Annotated in this window: 19 protein-coding genes; 12 read left to right on the top strand and 7 right to left on the bottom strand. The window is 54.4% G+C overall.

Annotated features, from left to right (window positions below):
- Positions 1-1,278: an MFS transporter gene (locus tag ACCW76_RS12370; RefSeq protein WP_436338665.1), complete on the bottom strand. Its 1,278-nt coding sequence runs from the start codon at positions 1,276-1,278 to the stop codon at positions 1-3.
- 391 nt (positions 1,279-1,669) lie between these two features.
- Here ACCW76_RS12370 and ACCW76_RS12365 point away from each other — a divergent pair, with 391 nt between their 5' ends.
- Together ACCW76_RS12365 and ACCW76_RS12360 are read left to right on the top strand one after the other, a co-directional pair.
- Positions 1,670-2,455: an SDR family oxidoreductase gene (locus tag ACCW76_RS12365; RefSeq protein WP_155287943.1), complete on the top strand. Its 786-nt coding sequence runs from the start codon at positions 1,670-1,672 to the stop codon at positions 2,453-2,455.
- 30 nt (positions 2,456-2,485) lie between these two features.
- A complete protein-coding gene (locus ACCW76_RS12360) occupies positions 2,486-3,937 on the top strand; it encodes an FAD-binding oxidoreductase (protein WP_436338664.1) in 1,452 nt (483 codons plus the stop codon).
- Positions 3,938-3,969: 32 nt separating this feature from the next.
- Here the strand turns inward: ACCW76_RS12360 and moeB are convergent, their stop codons facing one another.
- Positions 3,970-4,725, bottom strand: a complete 756-nt coding sequence (gene moeB / locus ACCW76_RS12355; RefSeq protein ID WP_436338663.1) for a molybdopterin-synthase adenylyltransferase MoeB — start codon at positions 4,723-4,725, stop codon at positions 3,970-3,972.
- Entirely contained in the window at positions 4,725-5,960 is a 1,236-nt protein-coding gene (moeA, locus tag ACCW76_RS12350; RefSeq protein WP_436338662.1) for a molybdopterin molybdotransferase MoeA, read from the bottom strand. Before moeA ends, moeB begins: the two co-directional genes overlap by 1 nt.
- 228 nt (positions 5,961-6,188) lie before the next feature.
- Here moeA and ACCW76_RS12345 point away from each other — a divergent pair, with 228 nt between their 5' ends.
- From ACCW76_RS12345 to gsiD, 5 genes are all read left to right on the top strand, one after another.
- On the top strand, positions 6,189-7,154 hold the full coding sequence (locus ACCW76_RS12345; RefSeq protein WP_038647915.1) for an isoaspartyl peptidase/L-asparaginase family protein: 966 nt from the start codon (positions 6,189-6,191) through the stop codon (positions 7,152-7,154).
- Between the two features lie 9 nt (positions 7,155-7,163).
- The gene (gene gsiA, locus ACCW76_RS12340) at positions 7,164-9,020 is read left to right on the top strand and encodes a glutathione ABC transporter ATP-binding protein GsiA (protein WP_436338661.1); all 1,857 of its coding nucleotides are present in this window, start codon (positions 7,164-7,166) and stop codon (positions 9,018-9,020) included.
- Between the two features lie 64 nt (positions 9,021-9,084).
- Positions 9,085-10,620, top strand: coding sequence for a glutathione ABC transporter substrate-binding protein GsiB (gene gsiB / locus ACCW76_RS12335; RefSeq protein ID WP_436338660.1), 1,536 nt, complete (start codon positions 9,085-9,087; stop codon positions 10,618-10,620).
- A gap of 49 nt (positions 10,621-10,669) precedes the next feature.
- Positions 10,670-11,590 carry a glutathione ABC transporter permease GsiC gene (gene gsiC / locus ACCW76_RS12330; RefSeq protein WP_436338659.1) on the top strand — a complete coding sequence of 307 codons (921 nt, stop codon included), beginning with the start codon at positions 10,670-10,672 and terminating at the stop codon, positions 11,588-11,590.
- A gap of 10 nt (positions 11,591-11,600) precedes the next feature.
- Positions 11,601-12,506, top strand: a complete 906-nt coding sequence (gsiD, locus tag ACCW76_RS12325) for a glutathione ABC transporter permease GsiD (RefSeq protein WP_038647910.1) — start codon at positions 11,601-11,603, stop codon at positions 12,504-12,506.
- Positions 12,507-12,861: 355 nt separating this feature from the next.
- Here the strand turns inward: gsiD and ACCW76_RS12320 are convergent, their stop codons facing one another.
- Positions 12,862-14,529, bottom strand: coding sequence for a methyl-accepting chemotaxis protein (locus tag ACCW76_RS12320; RefSeq protein ID WP_436338658.1), 1,668 nt, complete (start codon positions 14,527-14,529; stop codon positions 12,862-12,864).
- A 114-nt stretch (positions 14,530-14,643) separates the two neighbouring features.
- On the opposite strand from ACCW76_RS12320, the gene ACCW76_RS12315 reads away from it, so the two are divergent.
- Entirely contained in the window at positions 14,644-15,093 is a 450-nt protein-coding gene (locus ACCW76_RS12315; protein ID WP_200537181.1) for a DUF4385 domain-containing protein, read from the top strand.
- On the opposite strand, the gene rimO is transcribed toward ACCW76_RS12315, so the two are convergent.
- Positions 15,090-16,415: a 30S ribosomal protein S12 methylthiotransferase RimO gene (gene rimO, locus ACCW76_RS12310; protein ID WP_038647904.1), complete on the bottom strand. Its 1,326-nt coding sequence runs from the start codon at positions 16,413-16,415 to the stop codon at positions 15,090-15,092. The genes ACCW76_RS12315 and rimO overlap by 4 nt on opposite strands.
- Positions 16,416-16,524: 109 nt before the next feature.
- A complete protein-coding gene (locus ACCW76_RS12305; protein ID WP_436338657.1) occupies positions 16,525-16,947 on the bottom strand; it encodes a lysozyme inhibitor LprI family protein in 423 nt (140 codons plus the stop codon).
- A 227-nt stretch (positions 16,948-17,174) separates the two neighbouring features.
- On the opposite strand from ACCW76_RS12305, the gene ACCW76_RS12300 reads away from it, so the two are divergent.
- The 3 genes from ACCW76_RS12300 to ACCW76_RS12290 all read left to right on the top strand — a co-directional run bounded on the left by ACCW76_RS12300 (position 17,175) and on the right by ACCW76_RS12290 (position 19,824).
- Complete coding sequence (locus ACCW76_RS12300; protein ID WP_034820773.1) at positions 17,175-17,810, top strand: carbonic anhydrase; 636 nt, start codon at positions 17,175-17,177, stop codon at positions 17,808-17,810.
- A 118-nt stretch (positions 17,811-17,928) separates the two neighbouring features.
- Positions 17,929-18,585, top strand: coding sequence for a DUF3313 domain-containing protein (locus tag ACCW76_RS12295; RefSeq protein ID WP_436338656.1), 657 nt, complete (start codon positions 17,929-17,931; stop codon positions 18,583-18,585).
- A 105-nt stretch (positions 18,586-18,690) separates the two neighbouring features.
- Positions 18,691-19,824: a PQQ-dependent sugar dehydrogenase gene (locus ACCW76_RS12290; protein WP_436338655.1), complete on the top strand. Its 1,134-nt coding sequence runs from the start codon at positions 18,691-18,693 to the stop codon at positions 19,822-19,824.
- Between the two features lies 1 nt (position 19,825).
- Here ACCW76_RS12290 and ACCW76_RS12285 read toward each other — a convergent pair whose 3' ends face one another.
- On the bottom strand, positions 19,826-20,482 hold the full coding sequence (locus ACCW76_RS12285; protein ID WP_436338654.1) for an HAD family hydrolase: 657 nt from the start codon (positions 20,480-20,482) through the stop codon (positions 19,826-19,828).
- Positions 20,483-20,758: 276 nt separating this feature from the next.
- Between ACCW76_RS12285 and ACCW76_RS12280 the strand changes: the two genes are divergently transcribed.
- Positions 20,759-21,964, top strand: a complete 1,206-nt coding sequence (locus tag ACCW76_RS12280; protein WP_436338653.1) for a serine hydrolase — start codon at positions 20,759-20,761, stop codon at positions 21,962-21,964.
- Positions 21,965-21,966: the final 2 nt, after the last annotated feature.

Genomic DNA, 21,966 nt, shown 5'->3' with positions numbered 1-21,966 from the left:
TCAGACTCCTTTTAATGGCGCGGCGTGACCAGCAGGTGAGCCCCGCTTGATCTGGCTAATCAGTAACGCGGTAAACAACAGCACCAGCAGGCTGGCGCAGCCCCCCATGACCCACATGTTGCGATAGGCAAGCGCAGGCGGCAGCGTATCCTGCCAGTAACCCACCAATGGATAGACGAACACATCGGGTAAGAAGCCAATGACTGAGCAAATACCAATGGTGGTGCCGAGGATCTGCTTCGGGGTATTCACTTCGCCGATGCAGGCAAAATAGAGGCCGCGTGAGGCGTAACAGGTGAATCCCATCAATAAGATCAGGCCAATCGCCAGTGCCAGGCTGAGCGGGGATTGTGTGACGACATACAGCAAGGCAATCACGCACAGGCAGAGCCCAGACAGGAACTGGATCACACGCGTTGGCGAACGCCAGCGGCTGTAACTGGTGACCATGCCGCCCAGCGGACCGCAGATGGCGCGGAACACTTTGTTGATGATGATGCCCATGTAGCTGGCAGCCACTAATGACATGCCATAGATTTCGGACAGATAGTTGGTGGAGTAGCTGAGGATGGCGTAAATGGTGTAAACGCCAAAAATGATCATGCTGCAGTACCAGGTGGTGGGCATTTTCAGCACGCGAAGTGCATGCTGCAGACTAAAGGCTGATGATTGCTCCTCATCCTGCTGGGCAAAACCGTCGCTCACCAAAAACCAGCAGGCAATGCCGAGCGCCACATAGGTCCCACTGTAAATCAGGATCACCGCTTTCAGGCTATTAGGATCGTCAGGATGGAATTGAGCAAATACCCAGACGGTAAACAGCGCCAAACCCATCACGCCGACGCCGCGCAGGCCCTCCATCCAACCCATAATTTTGCCTTGCTCTTCACGTGTGCCCAGCAGTGAAGCCGCTTTGATCGATACTGCCCACAACAGCAGAATGGTGGTGATGGCGAAGGCGACCTGAATCAGCAGCATCGCCCACAACGGCGGGTAAGTGGCCATAATGGCACCCAAAATACCGGTGGCAATCATGGCGCAGGACATCACTTTACGATGGGAGAATTTGTCGGAAATTAAGCCGCCGGGGGCATAAAGTAAAATAGCGGTAATACCAAAGGTGCTCATAATAACGCCGATTTCGGTATTCGAAAATCCCATGAATTTCGCCATCGGGATTTGATAGATATAACGTAAATACGCCAAATCAAAACTAATGCCACCGCTGATGCTAATAACCGCTAATGTTAACCAACGGATTGAGTTTTTGGTTTGCATCTTCGCCCCCAAATTAGAAACAAAAAAAAGAGAAAAGCGTCCTTTCCGCAATTGCAGAAAGTTACTTTTCTCTTGGTCTCAGACAGTAACGGGGAGCATTTTTAGCATGACAACTTGCCATAACGTTGTGAAGGAAGTCACAGAATGGCGTTATTAAACTGACTCGGTTTATTCTTATATATTTTTTGCCTGGATATTTAATCTGCTGCTTATTCCAGCACCTTAGTGTGAACGGATTTTTTTGTGATTGCGATCGCTTTTTATTTCGAAATACCCATGCTAGCGTAATACCCAGTTACTCGAGATCTGGAGAAAAGTAACTCCTTCGCTTTACTGCGAAGGAGCTTGCTTTTCTCCTTTTTTTTGCCCGTTATTCAGACCAGGAGATGGAATCATGACGGAATCGCTGGATACATTTTCACTCGATTTCTTTTCGCTGCGAGGGCAGTGCGCCATTGTCACTGGCGGTAACACGGGTTTGGGCCAGGCCTTTGCCGTCGCGCTGGCGAAAGCGGGTGCCAATGTCTTTATTCCCGACCTGGCGCCTGCCAATCCAGAGACAAAGCAACTGATTGAAAAACAGGGTGTTCGTGCAGAGTTTATGCAAGCGGATATCACCCAGGCCGGCGAACCGGCGCGCATTGTCGCGGAGTGTCTGGAGCGCTTTGGTCGACTGGATATTTTGGTCAACAATGCCGGCATCTGTAAGCTCAACAAGGTGCTGGATTTCGGTCGTGAAGATTGGGATCCCATGATCTCGGTGAATCTCACCGCTGCCTTTGAGATGAGTCATCAGGCGGCAAAAATCATGGTGCCGCAGCAGAGCGGTAAAATTATTAATATTTGTTCGCTCTTTTCCTGGCTGGGTGGTCAATGGTCACCGGCTTATTCCGCCACCAAACATGCACTGGCCGGTTTAACCAAATCTTATTGTGATGAACTGGGGCAATACAATATTCAGGTCAACGGTATCGCGCCTGGCTATTACGCAACGGCCATCACGACTGCGACTCGCAGTAATCCCGAAACGAATCAACGGGTGCTGGATCATATTCCGGCGAATCGTTGGGGAGATACGCAAGATTTAATGGGTGCGATGGTGTATTTAGCCAGCCGTGCTTCGAATTACGTCAACGGCCATTTATTGGTTGTCGATGGTGGATATCGGGTTCGTTAATTAATCATATTTGTTGAGAGGAAGAATATTATGACGCTTTCACGTGAAGCCATTGTCGAGCAGTTAAAAGAGATCGTTGGCCCACAACAGGTCGTGACCGACGAAGCTGAATTAAAGCGCAGCAGTCATGACCGTTTTCGTAAATATGCCGATATTCACGGTGTTTACACCTTGCCGATCCCGGCTGCGGTGGTAAAACTGCAAAGTACACAGCAGGTTTCGGATGTCTTAGCTTTTATGAATCGCCACCACATCAATGGCGTACCACGAACCGGTGCATCGGCTACGGAAGGGGGGCTGGAAACCGCCGCGCCAAACTCGGTGGTGCTGGATGGATCCAGTATGAATCAGGTCATTAAGATCGATATCGAAAACATGCAGGTCACTGCACAGTGCGGCGTCACGCTGGAAGTGCTGGAAAACCAACTGCGGGCACAGGGTTACACCACGGGTCACTCGCCGCAGTCGAAACCGCTGGCGCAAATGGGCGGTCTGGTGGCGACGCGCAGTATTGGTCAATTCTCGACGCTGTATGGCGCGATTGAAGATATGGTGGTGGGGCTGGAAGCCGTATTTCCGAATGGCGACATCACTCGCATCAAAAACGTGCCGCGTCGTGCAGCGGGGCCGGATATTCGCCATGTGATTATCGGCAATGAAGGTGCGCTGTGTTACATCACGGAAGTCACGGTAAAAATATTCAAATATCAGCCGGAAAATAATCGCTTCTACGGCTATCTGCTGGACTCAATGCAGACCGGTTTCGCCATCCTGCGTGAAGTGATGGTAGACGGCTATCGTCCTTCAATTGCTCGTCTTTACGATCCGGAAGATGCGAAGCAGCACTTCAGCCATTTCTCGAAAGACAAGTGTGTGCTGATCTTTATGGCAGAAGGCTCGGCGGGCATTAGCGAAGCCACAGGTAATGGCATTGCAGCGATCGTGGCCAAACATCGCGAGTGCCAGCAGGTGGACAGCCAGTTGATCCAGACCTGGTTTGAGCACCTCAACTGGGGCCCGGAGAAGGTACAGGCGGAGCGTGATTTCATCCAGCGTACCGGCAACATGGGCTTTACCACGGAAGTGTCCGGTGACTGGTCAACGATTAACGCTATCTATGAAAATGTCCTGAAGCGTATTCGCACTGAATTCCCACATGCCAAAGACATCACCATGCTGGGCGGTCACTCCTCGCACAGTTACATCAACGGCACCAATATGTACTTCGTTTACGATTACAACGTGGTGGATTGCCGTCCTGAAGAGGAGATGGCGAAATATCACGTACCGCTGAATGGCATGATCGTGGAGGAGACGTTGAAGCTTGGCGGTTCCATGGTGCATCACCACGGTATCGGTAAGCATCGTGTGCAGTGGGCGAAGCAAGAACATGGCAGCGCATGGCCCATCTTGCAGGCGTTGAAAACCGCGTTTGACCCGAACGGGATCATGAATAAAGGCACCATCTTCCCGCAGGAGTAAAACCACAAGGTGCGCAGCCATGCGCACCTTGATTATTTCTGGCCGCACACCTCGCAATGCCTGTCCTGCATCACCTTCATGCTACGGAATTCTGCACTCATCGCGTCATAGATCAACAAGCGTGAACGGGCAGGTTGCCCTAGCGCGGTCAGCACTTTTATGGCCTCTAAAGCTTGCATCGCACCAATGACACCGACCAACGGCGCCAGCACGCCGGCTTCCACGCAGCTTAATGTCTGATCGCCAAACATGCGGCTAATACAGCGATAACACGGCTCGTCCTGCTGCCAGGTAAACACGCTGAGTTGACCTTCCATACGAATGGCCGCACCGGAAATCAGCGGCACCTTGTGCTGGAAACACAGACGATTGATCTGTTCACGCGCACTGACGTTATCAGTACAGTCCAGCACCGCATCATGGCGCGCGATCAGGGCGCTGAGTTGGGCATCATCCAGCTGTGCATCAATCGCTTCAAGCTGGCAATAAGGATTCATCGCCGACAGTTGCTGACGCGCAGACTCCACCTTGGGCAGACCGAGGGTGGCATCACTGTGCAGAATCTGGCGCTGCAGGTTACTCAGGCTTACGGTGTCGAAATCCAGCAAGGTAAGATGGCCCACGCCAGCCGAAGCAAGATAGGGTGCAGCAGCACAGCCGAGTCCGCCGAGTCCGACGAGCAAAACGCGCGAGGCTTTAAGCTTCTCCTGACCGTCAAAATCAAAATCCCGCAGTATGATCTGACGGTTGTAACGCAGCATCTCCTCATGGCTCAGTTCGACGCTCATTAGCCCTCCAGCAGGCTATTGAAAACTTCAACCTCAACCCATTCGCCGGGCTCCACATCCGCACGATCGCGGTCGAGCACAATAAAGCAGTCGGCCAGGGCGAAAGAGCTAAACACGTGCGAACCCTGGGCGCCGGTGCTGCGGACTTCCAGTACGCCGTCTTCACCACGACTGAGAATGCCGCGCTGAAAATCGAGGCGGCCAGGCGATTTTTTCAAACGCTGAATGGCGCGAGCGCGTTGGCGCAGCGGCATAATGCGCGTGGTCTGGCCGGTGAGGGTCGCCAGAAGCGGTTGCACCAGCTGATAGAAGGTCACGGCGGCTGAAACGGGATTGCCAGGCAGGCCGCAGAACCAGCTGTTCGCTAAACGGCCAAAAGCGAACGGTTTGCCCGGCTTCATCGCCAGTTTCCAGAAGGTAATCACGCCTAACTCTTCCAGCATCGCTTTGGTGAAATCCGCCTCGCCGACGGACACGCCGCCGGTACTGATCACCACATCCGCCTGACGATCGGCCTCGCTGAACGCCTGGCGCAGCGCCTCGGGATCGTCCGCAATCACGCCCAAATCGATCACTTCGCAGCCCAGTTTGTTGAGCATCAACGAAACGGTAAAGCGGTTGGTGTCGTAGATTTGCCCGTCAGCCAAAGGCTGGCCCACCGCCTGCAATTCATCGCCGGTGGAGAAAATCGCCACGCGCAGTTTGCGCAGCACGCTCACTTCGGCAATCCCCAGTGAAGCCAGCAGCGGCAACTCGGCGGCACCGAGGCGAACCCCCGCCTCCAGCACCTGTTTGCCAGCCTGAATGTCTTCACCAATACGGCGGATATTTTGCCCGGGTGTCACGGCGGCGGTGAGGGCGATGCCACCCGCACGCTGTTCGGTTTGCTCCTGCATCACCACCGCATCGCAACCAGCCGGAATCGGCGCACCGGTCATAATACGAATCACGCTGCCAGCGGGCCATTCGCCGTTGAACGGTGCACCGGCAAAAGCTTTGCCCGCAACGGGAAACACATGTTCTGGCGAGATATCGCTGAGACGTAGGGCATAACCGTCCATTGCGGAATTATCGAACGGTGGCACATCCAGCGGGGAAGTGACCGGTTTTGCCGTGATGCGTCCTGCCGCTTCAAACAGCGAGACGCTGAGGCAATCGCTGATGGGGGTAAGCTGTTGCAGCATTTTTTGCTGCGCGTCTTCGAGGGAGATTAATCCTGCGGTGAAAGGTTCCATGTCTGTCTCTGCGTGATGAATTTCAGATGCTGCCTATTATGGTGGCATTTGTCTGCCGAGTCACATGCGACTAAAAAAGCATAATCCACATTAAAAGGTTATGACCGGAGATACACTTTCTGCTTTACAAGCCGGGAGTGCCTTTCTATAGTCGAAAATTGCCAAAAAAAGATGAAAACCATTCTAAATCAGTGTTTTTGGCTCTGATTTCCTGACAGGGTACCGGTTATGGCTAAAGCAGTTATCGCAATTCACGGCGGTGCGGGCGCAATCACGCGTGCCGCCATGAGCGCCGAAAAAGAGCAGCACTATCGTCAGCAACTGAACGCAATCGTTACCGCAGGCCAGCAGATTTTGGCTGCAGGCGGCAGTGCGCTGGATGCGGTGACCGAGGCGGTACGGTTGCTAGAGGAGTGCCCACTGTTCAACGCAGGCAAAGGCGCGGTGTTTACCCATCAGGGCACCCACGAACTCGATGCCAGCATTATGGATGGTCGTACCCTTGATGTCGGTGCGGTGGCGGGCGTGAATCACATTCGTAACCCGATTCTGGCGGCGCGTAAAGTGATGGAAAATAGCCCTCACGTGCTGTTTATCGGTGCGGGGGCAGAAGCCTTTGCCGCAGAACAGGGGCTGGAACAGGTTGCACCGGATTTCTTCTCCACGCCTGAACGCTGGGAGCAATTACAGCGTGCGCTGAGCAGCCAGCAGATGGTGCTCGATCATGATGGCGCCGCGCAAAGTCACAGCGACGATCCGCTCGACCCCGATCGCAAATTCGGCACCGTGGGTGCCGTGGCGCTCGATCTTCAGGGTAATCTGGCCGCGGCGACCTCAACCGGCGGTATGACCAACAAGCAGGTCGGGCGCGTGGGTGATTCCCCGCTCGTCGGTGCGGGCTGCTACGCTAATAATGAAACTGTGGCGGTCTCTTGTACCGGCACCGGTGAAGTGTTTATTCGTACTCTGGCAGCGTATGACGTTTCTGCACAGATGGAGTACGGTGGCCGTAGCCTGCAGCAAGCCACCGCCAACGTGATTCATGACAAAGTGCAGGAGCTGGAAGGCAGCGGCGGGCTGATTGCCGTCGACAGCCACGGCAATGTGGCGCTGCCCTTCAACAGCGAAGGGATGTATCGGGGATTCGCCTATGTCGGTGGCGAAGTCGAGGTAGCGATTTACCGCGATAGCTAAGGAGCAGGCATGACGCAGCAGCATCAGCAGTTTGCACCCGAGCAGGTTTTGGCGGTGCGTGACCTCAACGTACGGTTTGAGCATGAAGGGCGAATCACCGAAGCGGTTCGTCACCTGTCGCTGGATTTGCATCGTGGGGAAACGCTGGCACTGGTTGGCGAATCCGGTTCGGGCAAATCGGTCACGTCGCTGGCGCTGATGCGCTTGATTCAGCAGGCGGGCGGCGATGTCAGTGGTGATATCCGCCTGCGTCGACGTAACGGCGAGGTGCTGGATGTGATGCACGCCACCGCCAGCCAGATGCGCAAAGTGCGCGGTGCCGATATGGCGATGATTTTCCAGGAGCCAATGACCTCACTCAACCCGGTTTTCACCGTGGGTGAGCAGATCGCCGAATCCATCCGTTTACATCAGGGCAAAAGCCACCAGCAAGCGCAGGCCGAAGCACGGCGTATGCTGGATCTGGTGCGCATCCCTGAAGCCCATAATGTGTTATCGCGTTTTCCGCATCAACTCTCTGGCGGCATGCGTCAACGCGTGATGATTGCCATGGCGCTGTCGTGCAAACCGGCGCTGCTCATTGCCGATGAACCCACCACCGCGCTGGACGTGACCATCCAGGCGCAAATTCTGCAGCTGATTCGCGTGCTGCAAAAAGAGATGCAGATGGGGGTGATTTTTATCACTCACGACATGGGCGTGGTGGCGGAGATGGCCGATCGCGTGCAGGTGATGTATCGCGGCGATGTGGTTGAGCGTGCGCCGGTGCAGCAGCTGTTTGATGCGCCGCAACAGCCTTACACCCGCGCCTTGCTGGCGGCAGTACCGAAGTTGGGGGCGATGAGCGGCCAGCCGTTGCCGGCCAAATTCCCGTTGCTGCACACTAATGGTCGTGAAGAGGTGGCGACACCGCAGGATACGGTGCGCAGCAATGAACCGCCGATTTTGCAGGTGCGCGACCTGGTGACGCGCTTTGATATTCGTGGTGGTTTACTGAATCGCGTTAAGCGCCGTGTGCATGCGGTGGAGAAGGTCAGCTTTGATCTGCATGCTGGCGAGACGCTGGCGCTGGTCGGTGAATCCGGCTGCGGAAAATCCACTACCGGTCGATCGCTGCTGCGCTTAGTCGCCAGCCAGGGTGGCACGATTACTTTCAATGGTCAGCGCATTGATGCGCTACAAGGCAACGCGCTGGCTTCGCTGCGGCGCGATATTCAGTTCATTTTTCAGGATCCTTACGCTTCGCTCGATCCGCGCCTGACGGTGGGTTTCTCGATTATGGAACCGCTGCTGGTGCACAAAACCATGAATCGGCAACAGGCGGAGAAGCGCGTAGCCTGGCTGCTGGAGCGCGTTGGCTTGCTGCCGGAGCATGCGCAGCGCTATCCACACGAGTTCTCCGGCGGCCAGCGTCAGCGTATCTGCATCGCCCGTGCGTTAGCGTTGAATCCTAAAGTGGTGATTGCCGATGAGTCGGTCTCGGCGCTGGATGTCTCGATACAGGCGCAAATTATCAATTTAATGCTCGACTTGCAGCGCGAGTTTGGTATCGCCTTCTTATTTATTTCTCACGATATGGCGGTGGTAGAACGCATCAGCCATCGCGTGGCCGTCATGTATCTCGGACAGATTGTGGAAATGGGGCCGCGCCAGGCGGTGTTTGAGCAGCCGCGCCATCCCTATACCAAAAAACTGATGGCCGCGGTGCCGGTCGCCGATCCGGCGCACCGTCATCGTGAGCGGGCATTAATGGTGGATGAGATCCCCAGCCCGATTCGCCCCTTGGGTGATGAGCCAGAAGTGGCACCGTTACTGGAAGTGGCACCGGGGCATTTTGTTGCCCGCCACGCCATTAGCGGCGCCTGAGCAGCAAGCAACCGCGTCATCCACGGATGTCGCGCATGACAGGGATTACAGGAGAACGATAACAATGCACCACATTATGCGAAAAGGGGTTATCACTGCCGGGTTGTTGAGTTCAGCGTTGGCAATGCCAGCGTGGGCAGCGAAGGACGCGGTAATTGCTGTGGCGTCAACCTTTACCACTATGGATCCGTACGACGCCAATGACACATTGTCGCAGTCAGTGGCCAAGGCGTTCTATCAGGGACTGTTCGGCTTTGATAAGGACATGAAGCTGCAAAACGTGCTGGCGGAAAGCTATCAGGCGAGCAGTGATGGCTTAACTTACACCATCAAACTGCGCTCGGGCGTCAAGTTTCAGGATGGCACCGATTTCAATGCCGAAGCGGTGAAGGCCAACATCGACCGTGCCAGCAACCCGGATAATCATCTCAAGCGTTATAACCTGTTTAAGTATGTCGCCAGCACCGAGGCGGTGGATCCGACCACGGTGAAAATTACGCTGAAGCAGCCGTTCTCGGCCTTCATCAACAATCTGGCACACCCGGCGGCAGTGATGATTTCGCCCACCGCCCTGAAGAAATACGGTAAGGACATTGGCTTCCATCCGGTGGGGACCGGTCCGTATGAGTTCGTCACCTGGAATCAGACCGACTTCGTCAAAGTGAAGAGGTGGGATGGCTACTGGAAGAAAGGCTATCCGAAGCTGGACAGCATCACTTTCCGCCCGGTGGTAGACAACAATACCCGTGCGGCGATGTTGCAGACCGGCGAAGCGACCTTTGCATTCCCGGTACCGTTTGAGCAGGCGAAATTGCTGCAGGGCAACAGCAAACTCGACGTCGTCACCACGCCATCAATTATGCAGCGTTACATCAGCCTCAACGTGACGCAGAAGCCGTTTGATAACCCGAAAGTGCGTGAAGCGCTGGAGTACGCCATTAACCGTGAGGCGCTGGTCAAAGTGGCGTTTGCGGGTTATGCCACACCGGCTACCGGCATCGTGCCGCCGGCGATTGATTTTGCGCAGACCTATCCGGCAATCAAATATGATCCGGCCAAAGCGCGTGAGCTGTTGAAGGAAGCCGGGTTCCCGAACGGTTTCGAGACCACACTGTGGTCCTCTCACAACCACAGCACGGCGCAGAAAGTGTTGCAGTTCACTCAGCAGCAGCTGGCGCAGGTCGGCGTGAAGGTTAAAGTCACCGCGATGGATGCTGGCCAACGTGCCGCAGAAGTCGAGAGTAAAGGGCAGAAGGAGAGCGGTGTCCGCATGTTCTACACGGGCTGGTCGGCTTCGACCGGTGAAGCAGATTGGGCACTGACGCCGCTGTTTGCCACCACCTCCTGGCCACCAGCCATCTTTAACACGGCGTTCTACAGCAATCCGCAGGTGGATAAAGATCTGAGTGATGCATTGAAAACCACCGATCGCGAGCAGAAAGCCAAACTGTACAAAGACGCTCAGGATCGTATCTGGAACGACCATCCGTGGATTCCGCTGGTGGTTGAGCAGTTGCTCTCCGCGAACAATAAAAACCTCACCGGTTTTTATGTCATGCCCGATACCTCATTCAATTTTGATGAGGCGGATCTGAAGTAACTGGCAAGGCCAGCCTTGCGAGGCTGGCCGTTGCTGCGCAGGATTTTGCATGCTCAACTATTTTCTCAAACGACTACTGGGGTTGATCCCCACGCTGCTGATTGTTGCGGTGCTGGTGTTCTTGTTTGTCCACCTGCTGCCGGGCGATCCGGCGCGCCTGATTGCGGGTCCGGAAGCGGATGCCTCGGTGGTGGCACTGGTGCGCCAGGAGCTGGGCCTCGACCAACCGCTGATCCAGCAGTTCTGGCACTTTATTCTCAATGCCTTGCAGGGGGATTTCGGCCAGTCGATGGTATCGAAACGTCCGGTCTCGGAAGAGATTGCTGCACGCTTCTTCCCGACGCTGTGGCTGACGCTGACCAGCATGGTATGGGCGGTGGTTTTCGGTATGACCATCGGCATTACATCGGCCGTCTGGCGCAACCGCTGGCCCGATCGCATCGGTATGACGCTGGCTGTGTCCGGTATCTCTTTTCCCGCTTTCGCCTTAGGCATGCTGCTGATGCAGGTGTTCTCTGTTGAGCTGGGTTGGCTGCCAACGGTCGGTGCCGACAGCTGGAAACACTACATTCTGCCGTCGATAACCCTGGGTGCAGCCGTGGCGGCGGTGATGGCACGCTTTACCCGCGCCTCGTTTGTCGAGGTGATGCAGGAAGATTACATGCGTACCGCGCGCGCCAAAGGGGTACGTGAGTCGCTGGTGGTGGTCAAACACGGTCTGCGCAATGCGATGATCCCGGTGGTGACCATGATGGGCCTGCAGTTTGGTTTCCTGCTGGGTGGCTCAATTGTGGTGGAGGTGGTGTTCAACTGGCCCGGTTTAGGCCGCCTGTTGGTGGATTCTGTTGAGATGCGCGATTACCCGGTCATTCAAGCCGAGGTGCTGCTGTTCTCGCTGGAGTTCATTTTGATCAATTTGATTGTCGATATGCTGTATGCGGCGATCAACCCGGCCATCCGTTACAGGTAAGGAGTCGCACTTGAAAAACTGGCGACGCGCAGCGGCATTGAAAACCATGCCGATGATGACGGAAACTCGGGTACGTACGCCGTGGCGTGAATTCTGGCGCCGCTTTCGTCATCAACATGTGGCGATGGTGGCGGGCTTATTTGTGCTGCTGTTGATTGTGGTGGCGTTTATCGCTCCGTTTATTGCCCCGTTTGATGCAGAAAACTACTTTGACTACGACCGGCTGAATGATGGGCCATCGATGATGCACTGGTTTGGTGTGGATTCGCTGGGCCGTGACATATTTAGCCGCGTACTGGTCGGTACGCGGATTTCACTGATTGCCGGTTTTTTCTCGGTGGCGATCGGTGCGCTGATAGGTACGTTACTGGGCTTGCTGGCCGGTTATTACGAGGGCTGGTGGGATCGCATTACCATGCGTATCTGTGACGTGCTGTTTGCTTTCCCTGGCATTCTGCTGGCGATTGCGGTGGTGGCGATCATGGGCAGCGGCATGAGCAATGTGATTGTGGCGGTGGCGATTTTCAGTATTCCAGCCTTTGCTCGTCTGGTGCGTGGCAATACGCTGGTGTTGAAACACCAAACTTTTATTGAATCAGCCCGCAGCATCGGCGCATCAGACTGGACGATCATTATGCGTCACATTCTGCCCGGTACCGTGTCGTCAATTGTGGTCTATTTCACCATGCGTATCGGCACGTCGATCATCACGGCGGCGAGTTTGTCGTTCCTCGGACTGGGCGCACAGCCGCCCACGCCGGAATGGGGCGCGATGCTGAATGAAGCGCGGGCCGATATGGTGATTGCGCCGCATGTGGCGATCTTCCCCAGTCTGGCGATTTTCCTGACGGTGTTGGCGTTTAATCTGTTGGGGGATGGACTGCGAGATGCGTTGGATCCGAAGTTAAAGACCTGATCCCGTTTGCACGCCTTAGGGTGCAGAGTTCGTCAGCTGAGGTCATTTTCGCAAAGGCTGTCACGGTTAAAAGTGGCAGCTTTTTTCGTTTGGCTGAGAATGTAGAGGTGCGGGCCAGCGCACCACAGCTGCTGCCGGGCCGTCCTCGCGCCGCTGACGCGGTGCCTTCGGCTTCCACGTTGTGCCGGGCTCCTGGCCCAACGTAAAAGCCTCAGCGCTGCGGATAGCCCTTGCAGCAGCAGAGGCGCTCTGGCCTCCACTATCGTGCGCTTTTTAACAATGAGCAATGCGTCATCATCCATTGCTAAACAGACGAGCAGGTCGCCATTTTTGGCTCCCCTGTTTTTCAGTTACCTCAGAAGGTTTCCCAGTTGTCGTTGCTGTGTGCACCGGCAGCGGGTAAAGCGCGTGGTGTGGCTGCGACAGGGGCTTTCACGGTTTTTGTTACCGGTGTAATCACAGCCCGCGTCCCGGTTTTAAAGCGCGCCACCGCTGAGGACAAGCTGCTGGCCTGCTGCTCCAGCGAAGCCGAGGCGTTAGCCGATTCCTGCACCAGCGTGGCATTCTGTTGCGTCACGCGATCCATCTCGTTCACCGCCACACCAATCTGGTCGATACCGCGACTCTGCTCGTCTGAAGCTGATGCAATTTCGCCCATGATGTCAGTCACGCGCGTTACCGCACTGACGATCTCCTGCATGGTATCGCCGGCGCTGCTTACCTGTTGTGAGCCTAAATTGACGCGCTGCACGGAGCCCTCAATCAGCAGCTTAATCTCTTTCGCTGCCTGTGCACTGCGCTGCGCCAGGCTTCGGACTTCACCCGCTACCACCGCAAAGCCACGCCCCTGCTCACCTGCGCGCGCTGCCTCAACGGCAGCATTCAGCGCCAGAATATTGGTCTGGAAAGCAATGCCGTCGATCACGCTGGTAATGTCGGCGATTTTTTTCGAGCTGTCGGCGATGTCACGCATGGTTTTTACGACGCCATCCACCACGTTGCCGCCTCGGTCAGCCGTTTCCGATGCGGTTTTCGCCAACTGCGTCGCCTGACGTGCGTTATCGGCATTCTGTTTAACGGTGGCGGTCAGCTCTTCCATGCTGGCGGCGGTCTCTTCCAGCGAGGCGGCCTGTTGTTCAGTGCGGGAGGAGAGATCGTTGTTACCATTAGCAATCGCGCTGGCACTGCCGAAAATGGCATCGGCACTGTCGCGAACATTGTTAATAGTGCCCAACAGTGCTTGCTGCATATGGTTGAGGCTCGCGGCAATGGCGGCCATTTCACTGTGTCCTTCAATCGTCAAACTGGCGGAAAGATCGCCCTCGGCGAAGCGCTCCATCTGCTGCTGCACTTGCTTCATCGGCGCTAACAGAATGCGGCGAACTAGCAGCCATACGACCAGCAATAACAGCACCACAATCACTGCCATCACGGCGACCATCACCAGCATATGCTGATAAGTGCTATCGTTATCCGCAGTGCGCGCATTGATCAACTGTACGTTGTCGCCACGCCATTGCTTGTAGGCCGCTTCCAAATCATCCTGCGCCTGCTGTGCATCCAACTCACCATAGGCGGCGTAGTTGTTGGCTTTCAGGAATGCGGCGGATTGGTTTAAAAGCTGATAATAAGCCGTGAACTTGCTCTCAATGAGCTGGGCGGACTCTGCACTTTGCCCCGCAATCCGTGGGACACTTTTGTAGCGGTCAAAGTGCTGCTTAGCTTCATCAAGCGATGCGCCCGCGGAAACCAGCAGCTTGTCAATGGCAGCGCGTGAAGCATCATCAGTCTGATTTTTCAGGATACGAATCGCGACGCGGTTGATAATGACGCGCGTTTTCACCAGCGTTTGCCAACTGTCGGAGAATTCACGCTGTTGATGCGACAGCTGGTTACTGGCAGTGAAGTTATGCTGGCCAGCGATCAGGGAAGATAAAAACAGCGAGCCGGAGATGGCCTGCATAGCGGTGAATACCAACAGCATCAATATGATGGCAGTCACAATTTTCATTTTCGTCAACATGATTTTCTCAGAGCAAAGTAGGCTAGTAGTGAAGTTATCGGTGTAAAAGCGCATTGCTTAAGTGCCGAAGAAAAATAATTGCAGCATGTGATAATGTCGTGCAGGAGAAATGCAGTGAAACCCTTTGATTACGAACAAGACTTCAAGAATATCGATTTCCGACAGCGGCCAGACCTTTATCAGGTTGGGCGCGGTGAGCAGGGGGTGTTAATGGTGGAGCCTTACAAGAGCGAAATTCTGCCGTTCTGGCGCTTCCGTACCGTGGAATTGGCTCAGGAATCTTCCGTTCAGATTATGCAATTGTTTGAGGAGTATCGTGCACAGGACGACTTTGTCGGCATGGATATGGCGCGAAAATTTATTCAAATGGGCTATACCCGCGCGCGTCGCTACAGTAATCACAAAGGCGGGCGAAAATATGATGCGGATGGCAATGAGCTGCCGCGCACCACAGAAAAAGAAAAGGCCGCTGCAGCGGCCATATTTAAATCATGCTGGGATCGGCTGAGAGCGGATACCGATTATCTGGCGCGCAAACGTGCGCACCAGCAGAAGCACGGTTAAACGCGCGTACCCCATAAATCGTACTCATCGGCGTGTTCAACTTTGACACGCACCACATCACCGACTTTCACCTGACGATCGCCATTCAGATACACCGCACCGTCGATCTCAGGTGCATCGGCCATGCTGCGACCCACAGCGCCTTCTTCATCCACTTCATCGATGATCACCAACACTTCACGGCCGATTTTCTCCTGCAAACGTTCGCTGGAGATTTTCTGCTGCAGTTGCATGAAGCGATCGAAACGTTCCTGCTTCACGTCGTCTGGCACCTGATCCGGCAGCTGGTTGGCCGTCGCGCCTTCAACCGGGCTGTACTGGAAGCAGCCAACGCGATCCAGACGCGCTTCCTTCAGGAAGTCGAGTAGCATCTGGAAATCTTCTTCGGTTTCGCCGGGGAAGCCGACGATAAAGGTCGAACGCAGCGTCAGTTCCGGGCAAATTTCGCGCCAGCGTTTGATGCGCTCCAGCGTGCGTTCAACCGCGCCTGGACGCTTCATCAACTTCAGGATGCGTGGGCTGGCGTGCTGCAGCGGAATATCAAGATAAGGCAGAATTTTCCCTTCGGCCATTAACGGAATCACGTCATCCACATGCGGGTAAGGGTAGACATAGTGCAGACGCACCCACACGCCGAGTTTCGCCAGCTGTTCGCACAGGCTCACCATGCTGGTTTTCACCGGGGATCCATTCCAGAAACCGGTGCGGTGTTTCACGTCAACGCCATAAGCCGAGGTATCCTGTGAGATCACCAGCAGTTCTTTGACGCCGGCTTCCACCAGACGCTTGGCTTCGTCGAGAACCGAACCAATCGGGCGGCTGTCGAGATCGCCACGCATAGAAGGGATGATGCAGAAAGTGCAACGGTGGTTACAGCCTTCGGAAATTTTCAGGTAAGCGTAGTGGCGCGGCGTCAACTTCACGCCTTGCTCTGGCACTAAGCTCAGGAACGGGTTGTGTTCCGGCTTTGGCACGTAAGTGTGAACGTGCGACAGCACTTGCTCGTAGCTGTGCGGGCCGGTGATTTCCAGTACCTTAGGATGCACTTCGCGGATCTGATCCACTTTGGCACCCAGGCAACCGGTGACGATCACTTTGCCATTCTCGTTCAGCGCTTCACCGATCGCTTCCAGTGATTCCTGTACGGCGCTATCAATAAATCCACAGGTGTTAACGATGACGATCTCCGCATCATCGTAGCGTGGCACCACATCGTAGCCTTCAGTACGCAGTTCCGTCAGGATGCGTTCTGAGTCGACGAGGTTTTTTGGGCAGCCGAGTGAGACGAAGCCTACGCGCGGCGGATTTTTGACATGGCTCATAAGGATAATAATTCATCATAATTAGTGTGGATAGGCGGGGGATTGTACAGAGGTTGCGAGGGAAAATGTATAGGGAAGATGCATTGCGGGGAGCAATCCCCGCAAGAAATTATCCTTCCATGTTGGTGCTATTGCGTAATCGATATAAATCCAACGCTTTATCACGAATCACGTTTAATTTAGATTCAGCAGCAACGAGTCCCCATATAGTCCCTTCCTGTTGCTGGTAGAACGTTTCCATAGCTGAAAAGTAATCGTCTTTATATTTTATCCAACTACGCTGAGAAATTTTCATTTGTTGTTTGAATGCTTCATTTTGGCCGCTCAACAGTGCTTTGTATTGCACATTGAGCTCCTTATCCCAGGCTTGAGTGGCCTTTTGATAGCAATCAGCGGTTTCAAGGGTATTGTTAGCATTCATTTTGCAATTTTGCAGGCGATCATCGAGCGGTTTGGCAATGTTAGTAGGGGCAGCAGCAGCCGATCCACAAGCCATCAGCAAAGAAATAATCAACATTTTTTTCATACTCATCGCTATCCTTATCTAAGAGGTTAAATGTTTTTAACGACGATAATATCGTCAATTTTGAACTTATCTTTAATATGGCAAAGCGTGATCCGAGTTGTGTAATCCAGCCTGTTTTGCTTAAATGTTCGGTTGGTGATTGTAAGTTATTCACCACACTGAAGAATTTGAACGCGTGCTGACGGTGCCGATCGTATCGCCAGCGCAGATGCGGATAAAGTGAGAGCAGACAAATGCAAGAGATCGTTAAAGGTTTTCTGAATTTCCAACAGAATGTGTTCCCTGAAAGGAAGGATCTTTTCAAAAGTCTGGCGTCAAACCAGAATCCCAAAGCCCTGTTTATCTCCTGCTCAGACAGCCGTCTGGTGCCTGAACTGGTCACCCAATCCGAGCCAGGCCAACTGTTCGTGATCCGTAACGCCGGTAATATTGTGCCGCCGTTTGGTCCCGAACCGGGTGGTGTGTCCGCCACGATTGAGTACGCGGTAGTTGCGCTGGGCGTGACTGAAATCATCATTTGCGGTCACTCCAACTGTGGCGCCATGAACGCCATCGCATCCAATGCGGATTTGGAAAGCATGCCCGCAGTTGATCACTGGTTGCACTACGCCAATGCAGCGAAAGCTGTGGTGGAAGAGCGTAACTATGAAGCGGTGGAAACCCGTCTCAATGAAATGGTCAAAGAGAACGTGATTGCTCAGCTGAACAATATCAAAACACACCCTTCGGTAGCGGTGGCGCTGCGTAAAGGCAAAGTGCGTCTGCATGGGTGGGTTTATGATATTGAGAGCGGCGGCATTATTGCCCTGACCAAAGGCGGCGAAAGTTTCATTTCGTTGTCAGAGAATCCAGAAACCTGCTTCGAGTAATTCCTCTAACCACCTGCAATGCGGGTGGTTTCTTCTCTCAATCTGTGAAAATTTCCCGCTAAAGCGCAGCGTGCGCTCTACACTTGAGAAGCGATTTACCTCTTATAAGGGCTTTCTCATGCGATTTCGTCTTTATATTCCTGCTTTAACGCTGGCTATGCTGGCGGTGGGTTGTACCTCTCATGTTGCGGATAAACAGCAGTTTTCTGGCTTTCTCGGCGATTACAGCCAGCTGAAATCTGAGCAATCTCCCAGCGGAAAACCGACATTGCGCTGGATCTCGCCGGATTATCACAGCGCGGATTACACCAACGTGGTGTTCGAACCCGTGGTTTACTATCCCGCCGCGCGACCGACTGAACGCATCAGCCAGCAAACATTGGATCAAATCCGTCAGTACACCGATAGCCAGTTAAAACGCGCGGTCGCAGAACGTAAACCGGTGGTGGGCAAGCCTGGTGCACATACGCTTAGGGTGAAAAGCGCCATCACCGCCGTAACGGCAGAAAACGAAGGAGTGCAGTTCTACGAAGTGGTGCCGATTGCGGCAGTTGTAGCAAGCACCATGGCGGCCACCGGCCACCGTACTCAGAACAGTGCGCTGTTCCTCGAAGTGGAAGCGGTCGATGCGCAGACCGGCAAGCCAATGATCAAAGTCGTGCGCAAAGCCTTTGGTAAATCCCTGCCGAACAACAGTACGCCAATTACGCTCAACGATCTTCGTCCGGGCATCGACGAAATGATTCGTGATGTTGTGGCCTTCTCCGCGCCTTAATCCCGTCGCCCGGCGCTATGTCGGGCTTAATGTTTTGTAAATCCTGCACATCCTTTCTTACGGGCTGACTACCCTTAACGGCAGACCGTGATAAAGGAGAATCCCATGCGTTTACTGCCTGTCGCGCTGTTGCTTGGCGCAATGAGCTATGCCCACTCGACTCTGGCTGCTGATGTCCAGGTTCAGGTATTGCAGGATAAACTCGACCATCCGTGGTCGGTGGCTTTCCTGCCCGACAATCAAACGCTGCTGATCACCGAACGCGGCGGTCAACTGCGCAGTTGGCAGCCGGGAAAAGGACTGTCGCAGCCCATCAGCGGTGTGCCAAACGTGTGGGCAAACCGCCAGGGCGGCTTACTGGATGTGGTATTGGCACCGGATTTCGCCCAGAGTCGCCGCGTGTGGCTCAGTTACACCACGGCTGATGCGCAGGGGCGAGCGGGCGGTGTCGTCGGCTATGGCCGTCTCAGTGAAGATAATCGTCAGTTGAGTGACTTTAAGGTGGTGCTGGAACAGACACCGAAACTCTCCAGCGGCGCGAATATGGGAACCCGGCTGGCGTTTGATGAGCAGGGATTTCTCTTTATCGCGTTTGGCGACAATTTTTCCAGCCTGAGCGCGCAACAGCTCGACAAGCTCTCAGGTAAAATCGTGCGCCTGACGCAGAACGGTGATGTCCCAGCAGATAATCCCTTTGTGCAACGTAAAGACGCGCGTGCAGAAATCTGGTCCTACGGCATGCGTAATCCGCAGGGGTTAGCTTTCAATCCGTGGACGCAGCAAATGTGGGAAAGTGAACACGGCCCACGTGGCGGCGATGAAGTGAATATCCCGCAGAAAGGCAAAAATTACGGCTGGCCATTGGCCACTTACGGTATCGATTACAGCGGGCAGAAAGTGCCGGAAGCGCAGGGCACGCATGTTGCGGGAACAGAACAACCGCAGTTCTGGTGGAAAGTGTCACCGGCCATCAGCGGGATGGCGTTTTACAACAGCGCACGTTTCCCGCAGTGGAAAAATTCGCTGTTCATCGGCGCACTGAAGGAAAAAAGTCTGATTCGCTTACGGGTGAACGGTGAGAAAGTGGTGGAAGAGCAGCGATTGCTGGGGGATCGCGGTGAGCGTATTCGCGATGTGCGCCAGGGACCGGATGGTTATCTCTATGTGCTCACCGATGAAGCCAACGGCAAGCTGCTAAAAGTCGGGCTGGCGGAACCCGCCAGCGCCTCGCGCGGATAACTTAACGCACCCAGTTACAGACTTCCCAACCGCGCTGCTGTGCTTGCTCCAGCAGCAGCGCATTAGGGTTGACCACCCAGGCGTGATCGGCGTGATTGAGCAGGGGTAAATCGTTCATGGAGTCGCTGTAAGCCCAGGTTTTTTCAAAGCGCTGATCCTGCTGCAAAGCCTTCCAGTCACTCAGACGGGTCACTTTCCCTTCTCGATAGGTGGCGGTGCCGTAAATCTGGCCGCTGTAGCGCTCGTCCACCACTTCCACGCCAATCGCCAGCGCGCCATGCACGCCCAGACGTTGCGCAATCGGTACCGCCAGATGATCGCCGCTGGCGGTGATGATCATCACGGTATCGCCGCGCTGCTGATGCCAGTTAATGCGTTCCCGTGCGGCAGGGAAGACGCGTGGCAGAATATCGCGATGGATAAAACGCCGCACCCAACCCTCAACCGTCAGGGTCGCCATACCGGCGAGCGGGGAAAGCGTCGTGCTCATGTACTCTTCAATTGACAGGGTGCCGGCATGGTATTTCTCCATCAAGGCTTGTTCCTGAGAGATGAGTGCTGCGGGGGCAAATCCCTGTGAGACCAGCCAGCGCAGCCACAGGCTGGTACTGTCTTCACAAATCAGGGTTTCGTCCAGATCGAAAACGGCTAAGTCCATCGTGGTTCTCCTCGGGCTGATTGGCATCAGGTTAGCGGAATTTTGTGACTGGCTTAACCGTTCTGCGAAAAATCGGAATTTCTCTCACTTTTTCCACTACGGCCGAAGCGTAAAAGTGGCAGCGCAGCAGGGTTGATGCCAGGGTTACTCTAATAAACTCTATAAAACTTTACGGTTGGACGGTTTTGTTCGCAGGTGGTAAGCGTGTAGCTTTTATTAAGACATGTCTTACCTGCTAGAAAACCATGATTTAACAAGGACAATCTGGTCACGCTCATGAGAAAAAACTCCGTCATTTCTGCTTTGCGGCCGCTGGCTGCCACTTCATTATTAGTGCTTTTCCTTCCCGTCACCACTCAGGCTGAACAGGCGCCTGCAGCCCCTCAAATTGAGGCTAAAGCCTGGATTCTGATGGACTACAACAGCGGCAAGGTACTGGCTGAGTCCAATGCCGACCAGCGGTTGGATCCCGCCAGCCTGACCAAAATGATGACCAGCTATGTGGTCGGCCAGGCGCTGAAAGCCGGTAAGATCCATAACGATGACCTGGTGACTATCGGTCAGGATGCATGGGCAACCGGCAATCCAAAACTGCGCGGCTCCTCGCTAATGTTCCTCAAACCCGGTGACCGTATTCCGGTTTCTGAGCTCAATAAAGGTGTGGTGATTCAGTCAGGCAATGATGCCTGCATCGCGCTGGCCGATTATGTCGCCGGTAGCCAGGACTCGTTTATCGGCCTGATGAACAACTACGTTAAAGCGTTTGGACTACAAAATACCCACTTTATGACGGTGCACGGGCTGGATGCCGATGGGCAATACAGCACCGCGCGCGATATGGCGATCATCGGGCAGCGTCTGATTAGCGATGTGCCTGAAGAGTACGCGTTAAACAGCGAGAAAGAGTTCACTTTTAATCACATCAAGCAGATGAACCGTAACCGCCTGTTGTGGAGCAGTAACCTGAAAGTGGATGGGATTAAAACCGGACATACCTCGGGCGCGGGGAATAACCTGGTCGCGTCTGCGGTCGACGGGGATATGCGTTTAATTTCGGTGGTGCTGGGTACCCAAAGTGATGCGATTCGCTTCCGTGAAAGTGAGAAGTTGCTCACCTGGGGTTTCCGTTTCTACGAAACCGTGACGCCGATAAAAAGCGACAAGCCTTTTGCCCAGCAGCGTGTGTGGTTTGGTGAACAGAGCCAGGTCAATCTCGGCGTGGCGAAAGATGCGGCGATCACCGTCCCGAAAGGTCAGATGAAAAACCTTAAGGCGAGTTTCACCCTGAATTCACCGCAGCTGGAGGCGCCGCTGGAGAAGAACCAGGTGGTGGGGACCATTGATTTCCAACTGGATGGCAAAACCGTGGATCAGCGCCCGCTGGTGGTGATGGAAGCGGTGCCGGAGGGCGGGTTTATTGGTCGTATCTGGGATTTCATTATGATGAAATTTAACGGCTTGTTTGGGAAGTGGTTTAGCTAGTC

It is taken from the genome of Pantoea sp. C8B4 (genome assembly GCF_051336905.1).
In the GTDB taxonomy this organism is placed as follows: Bacteria; Pseudomonadota; Gammaproteobacteria; order Enterobacterales; family Enterobacteriaceae; genus Pantoea; species Pantoea rwandensis_B.
The sequence above is the reverse complement of the archived record's forward strand: the minus strand, read 5'-3'. Positions and strand labels throughout refer to the sequence as shown.

Excerpts from the sequence above, each read along its gene's own strand:
- gsiB (WP_436338660.1), top strand. The coding sequence starts at position 9,085 with ATGCACCACATTATGCGAAAAGGGGTTATCACTGCCGGGTTGTTGAGT.
- moeB (WP_436338663.1), bottom strand. The coding sequence starts at position 4,725 with ATGAGCGTCGAACTGAGCCATGAGGAGATGCTGCGTTACAACCGTCAG.
- ACCW76_RS12295 (WP_436338656.1), top strand. The coding sequence starts at position 17,929 with ATGCGATTTCGTCTTTATATTCCTGCTTTAACGCTGGCTATGCTGGCG.
- ACCW76_RS12285 (WP_436338654.1), bottom strand. The coding sequence starts at position 20,482 with ATGGACTTAGCCGTTTTCGATCTGGACGAAACCCTGATTTGTGAAGAC.
- ACCW76_RS12345 (WP_038647915.1), top strand. The coding sequence starts at position 6,189 with ATGGCTAAAGCAGTTATCGCAATTCACGGCGGTGCGGGCGCAATCACG.
- ACCW76_RS12290 (WP_436338655.1), top strand. The coding sequence starts at position 18,691 with ATGCGTTTACTGCCTGTCGCGCTGTTGCTTGGCGCAATGAGCTATGCC.
- ACCW76_RS12305 (WP_436338657.1), bottom strand. The coding sequence starts at position 16,947 with ATGAGTATGAAAAAAATGTTGATTATTTCTTTGCTGATGGCTTGTGGA.
- ACCW76_RS12370 (WP_436338665.1), bottom strand. The coding sequence starts at position 1,278 with ATGCAAACCAAAAACTCAATCCGTTGGTTAACATTAGCGGTTATTAGC.
- ACCW76_RS12300 (WP_034820773.1), top strand. The coding sequence starts at position 17,175 with ATGCAAGAGATCGTTAAAGGTTTTCTGAATTTCCAACAGAATGTGTTC.
- ACCW76_RS12280 (WP_436338653.1), top strand. The coding sequence starts at position 20,759 with ATGAGAAAAAACTCCGTCATTTCTGCTTTGCGGCCGCTGGCTGCCACT.
- ACCW76_RS12360 (WP_436338664.1), top strand. The coding sequence starts at position 2,486 with ATGACGCTTTCACGTGAAGCCATTGTCGAGCAGTTAAAAGAGATCGTT.
- ACCW76_RS12320 (WP_436338658.1), bottom strand. The coding sequence starts at position 14,529 with ATGTTGACGAAAATGAAAATTGTGACTGCCATCATATTGATGCTGTTG.
- gsiC (WP_436338659.1), top strand. The coding sequence starts at position 10,670 with ATGCTCAACTATTTTCTCAAACGACTACTGGGGTTGATCCCCACGCTG.
- moeA (WP_436338662.1), bottom strand. The coding sequence starts at position 5,960 with ATGGAACCTTTCACCGCAGGATTAATCTCCCTCGAAGACGCGCAGCAA.
- rimO (WP_038647904.1), bottom strand. The coding sequence starts at position 16,415 with ATGAGCCATGTCAAAAATCCGCCGCGCGTAGGCTTCGTCTCACTCGGC.
- gsiA (WP_436338661.1), top strand. The coding sequence starts at position 7,164 with ATGACGCAGCAGCATCAGCAGTTTGCACCCGAGCAGGTTTTGGCGGTG.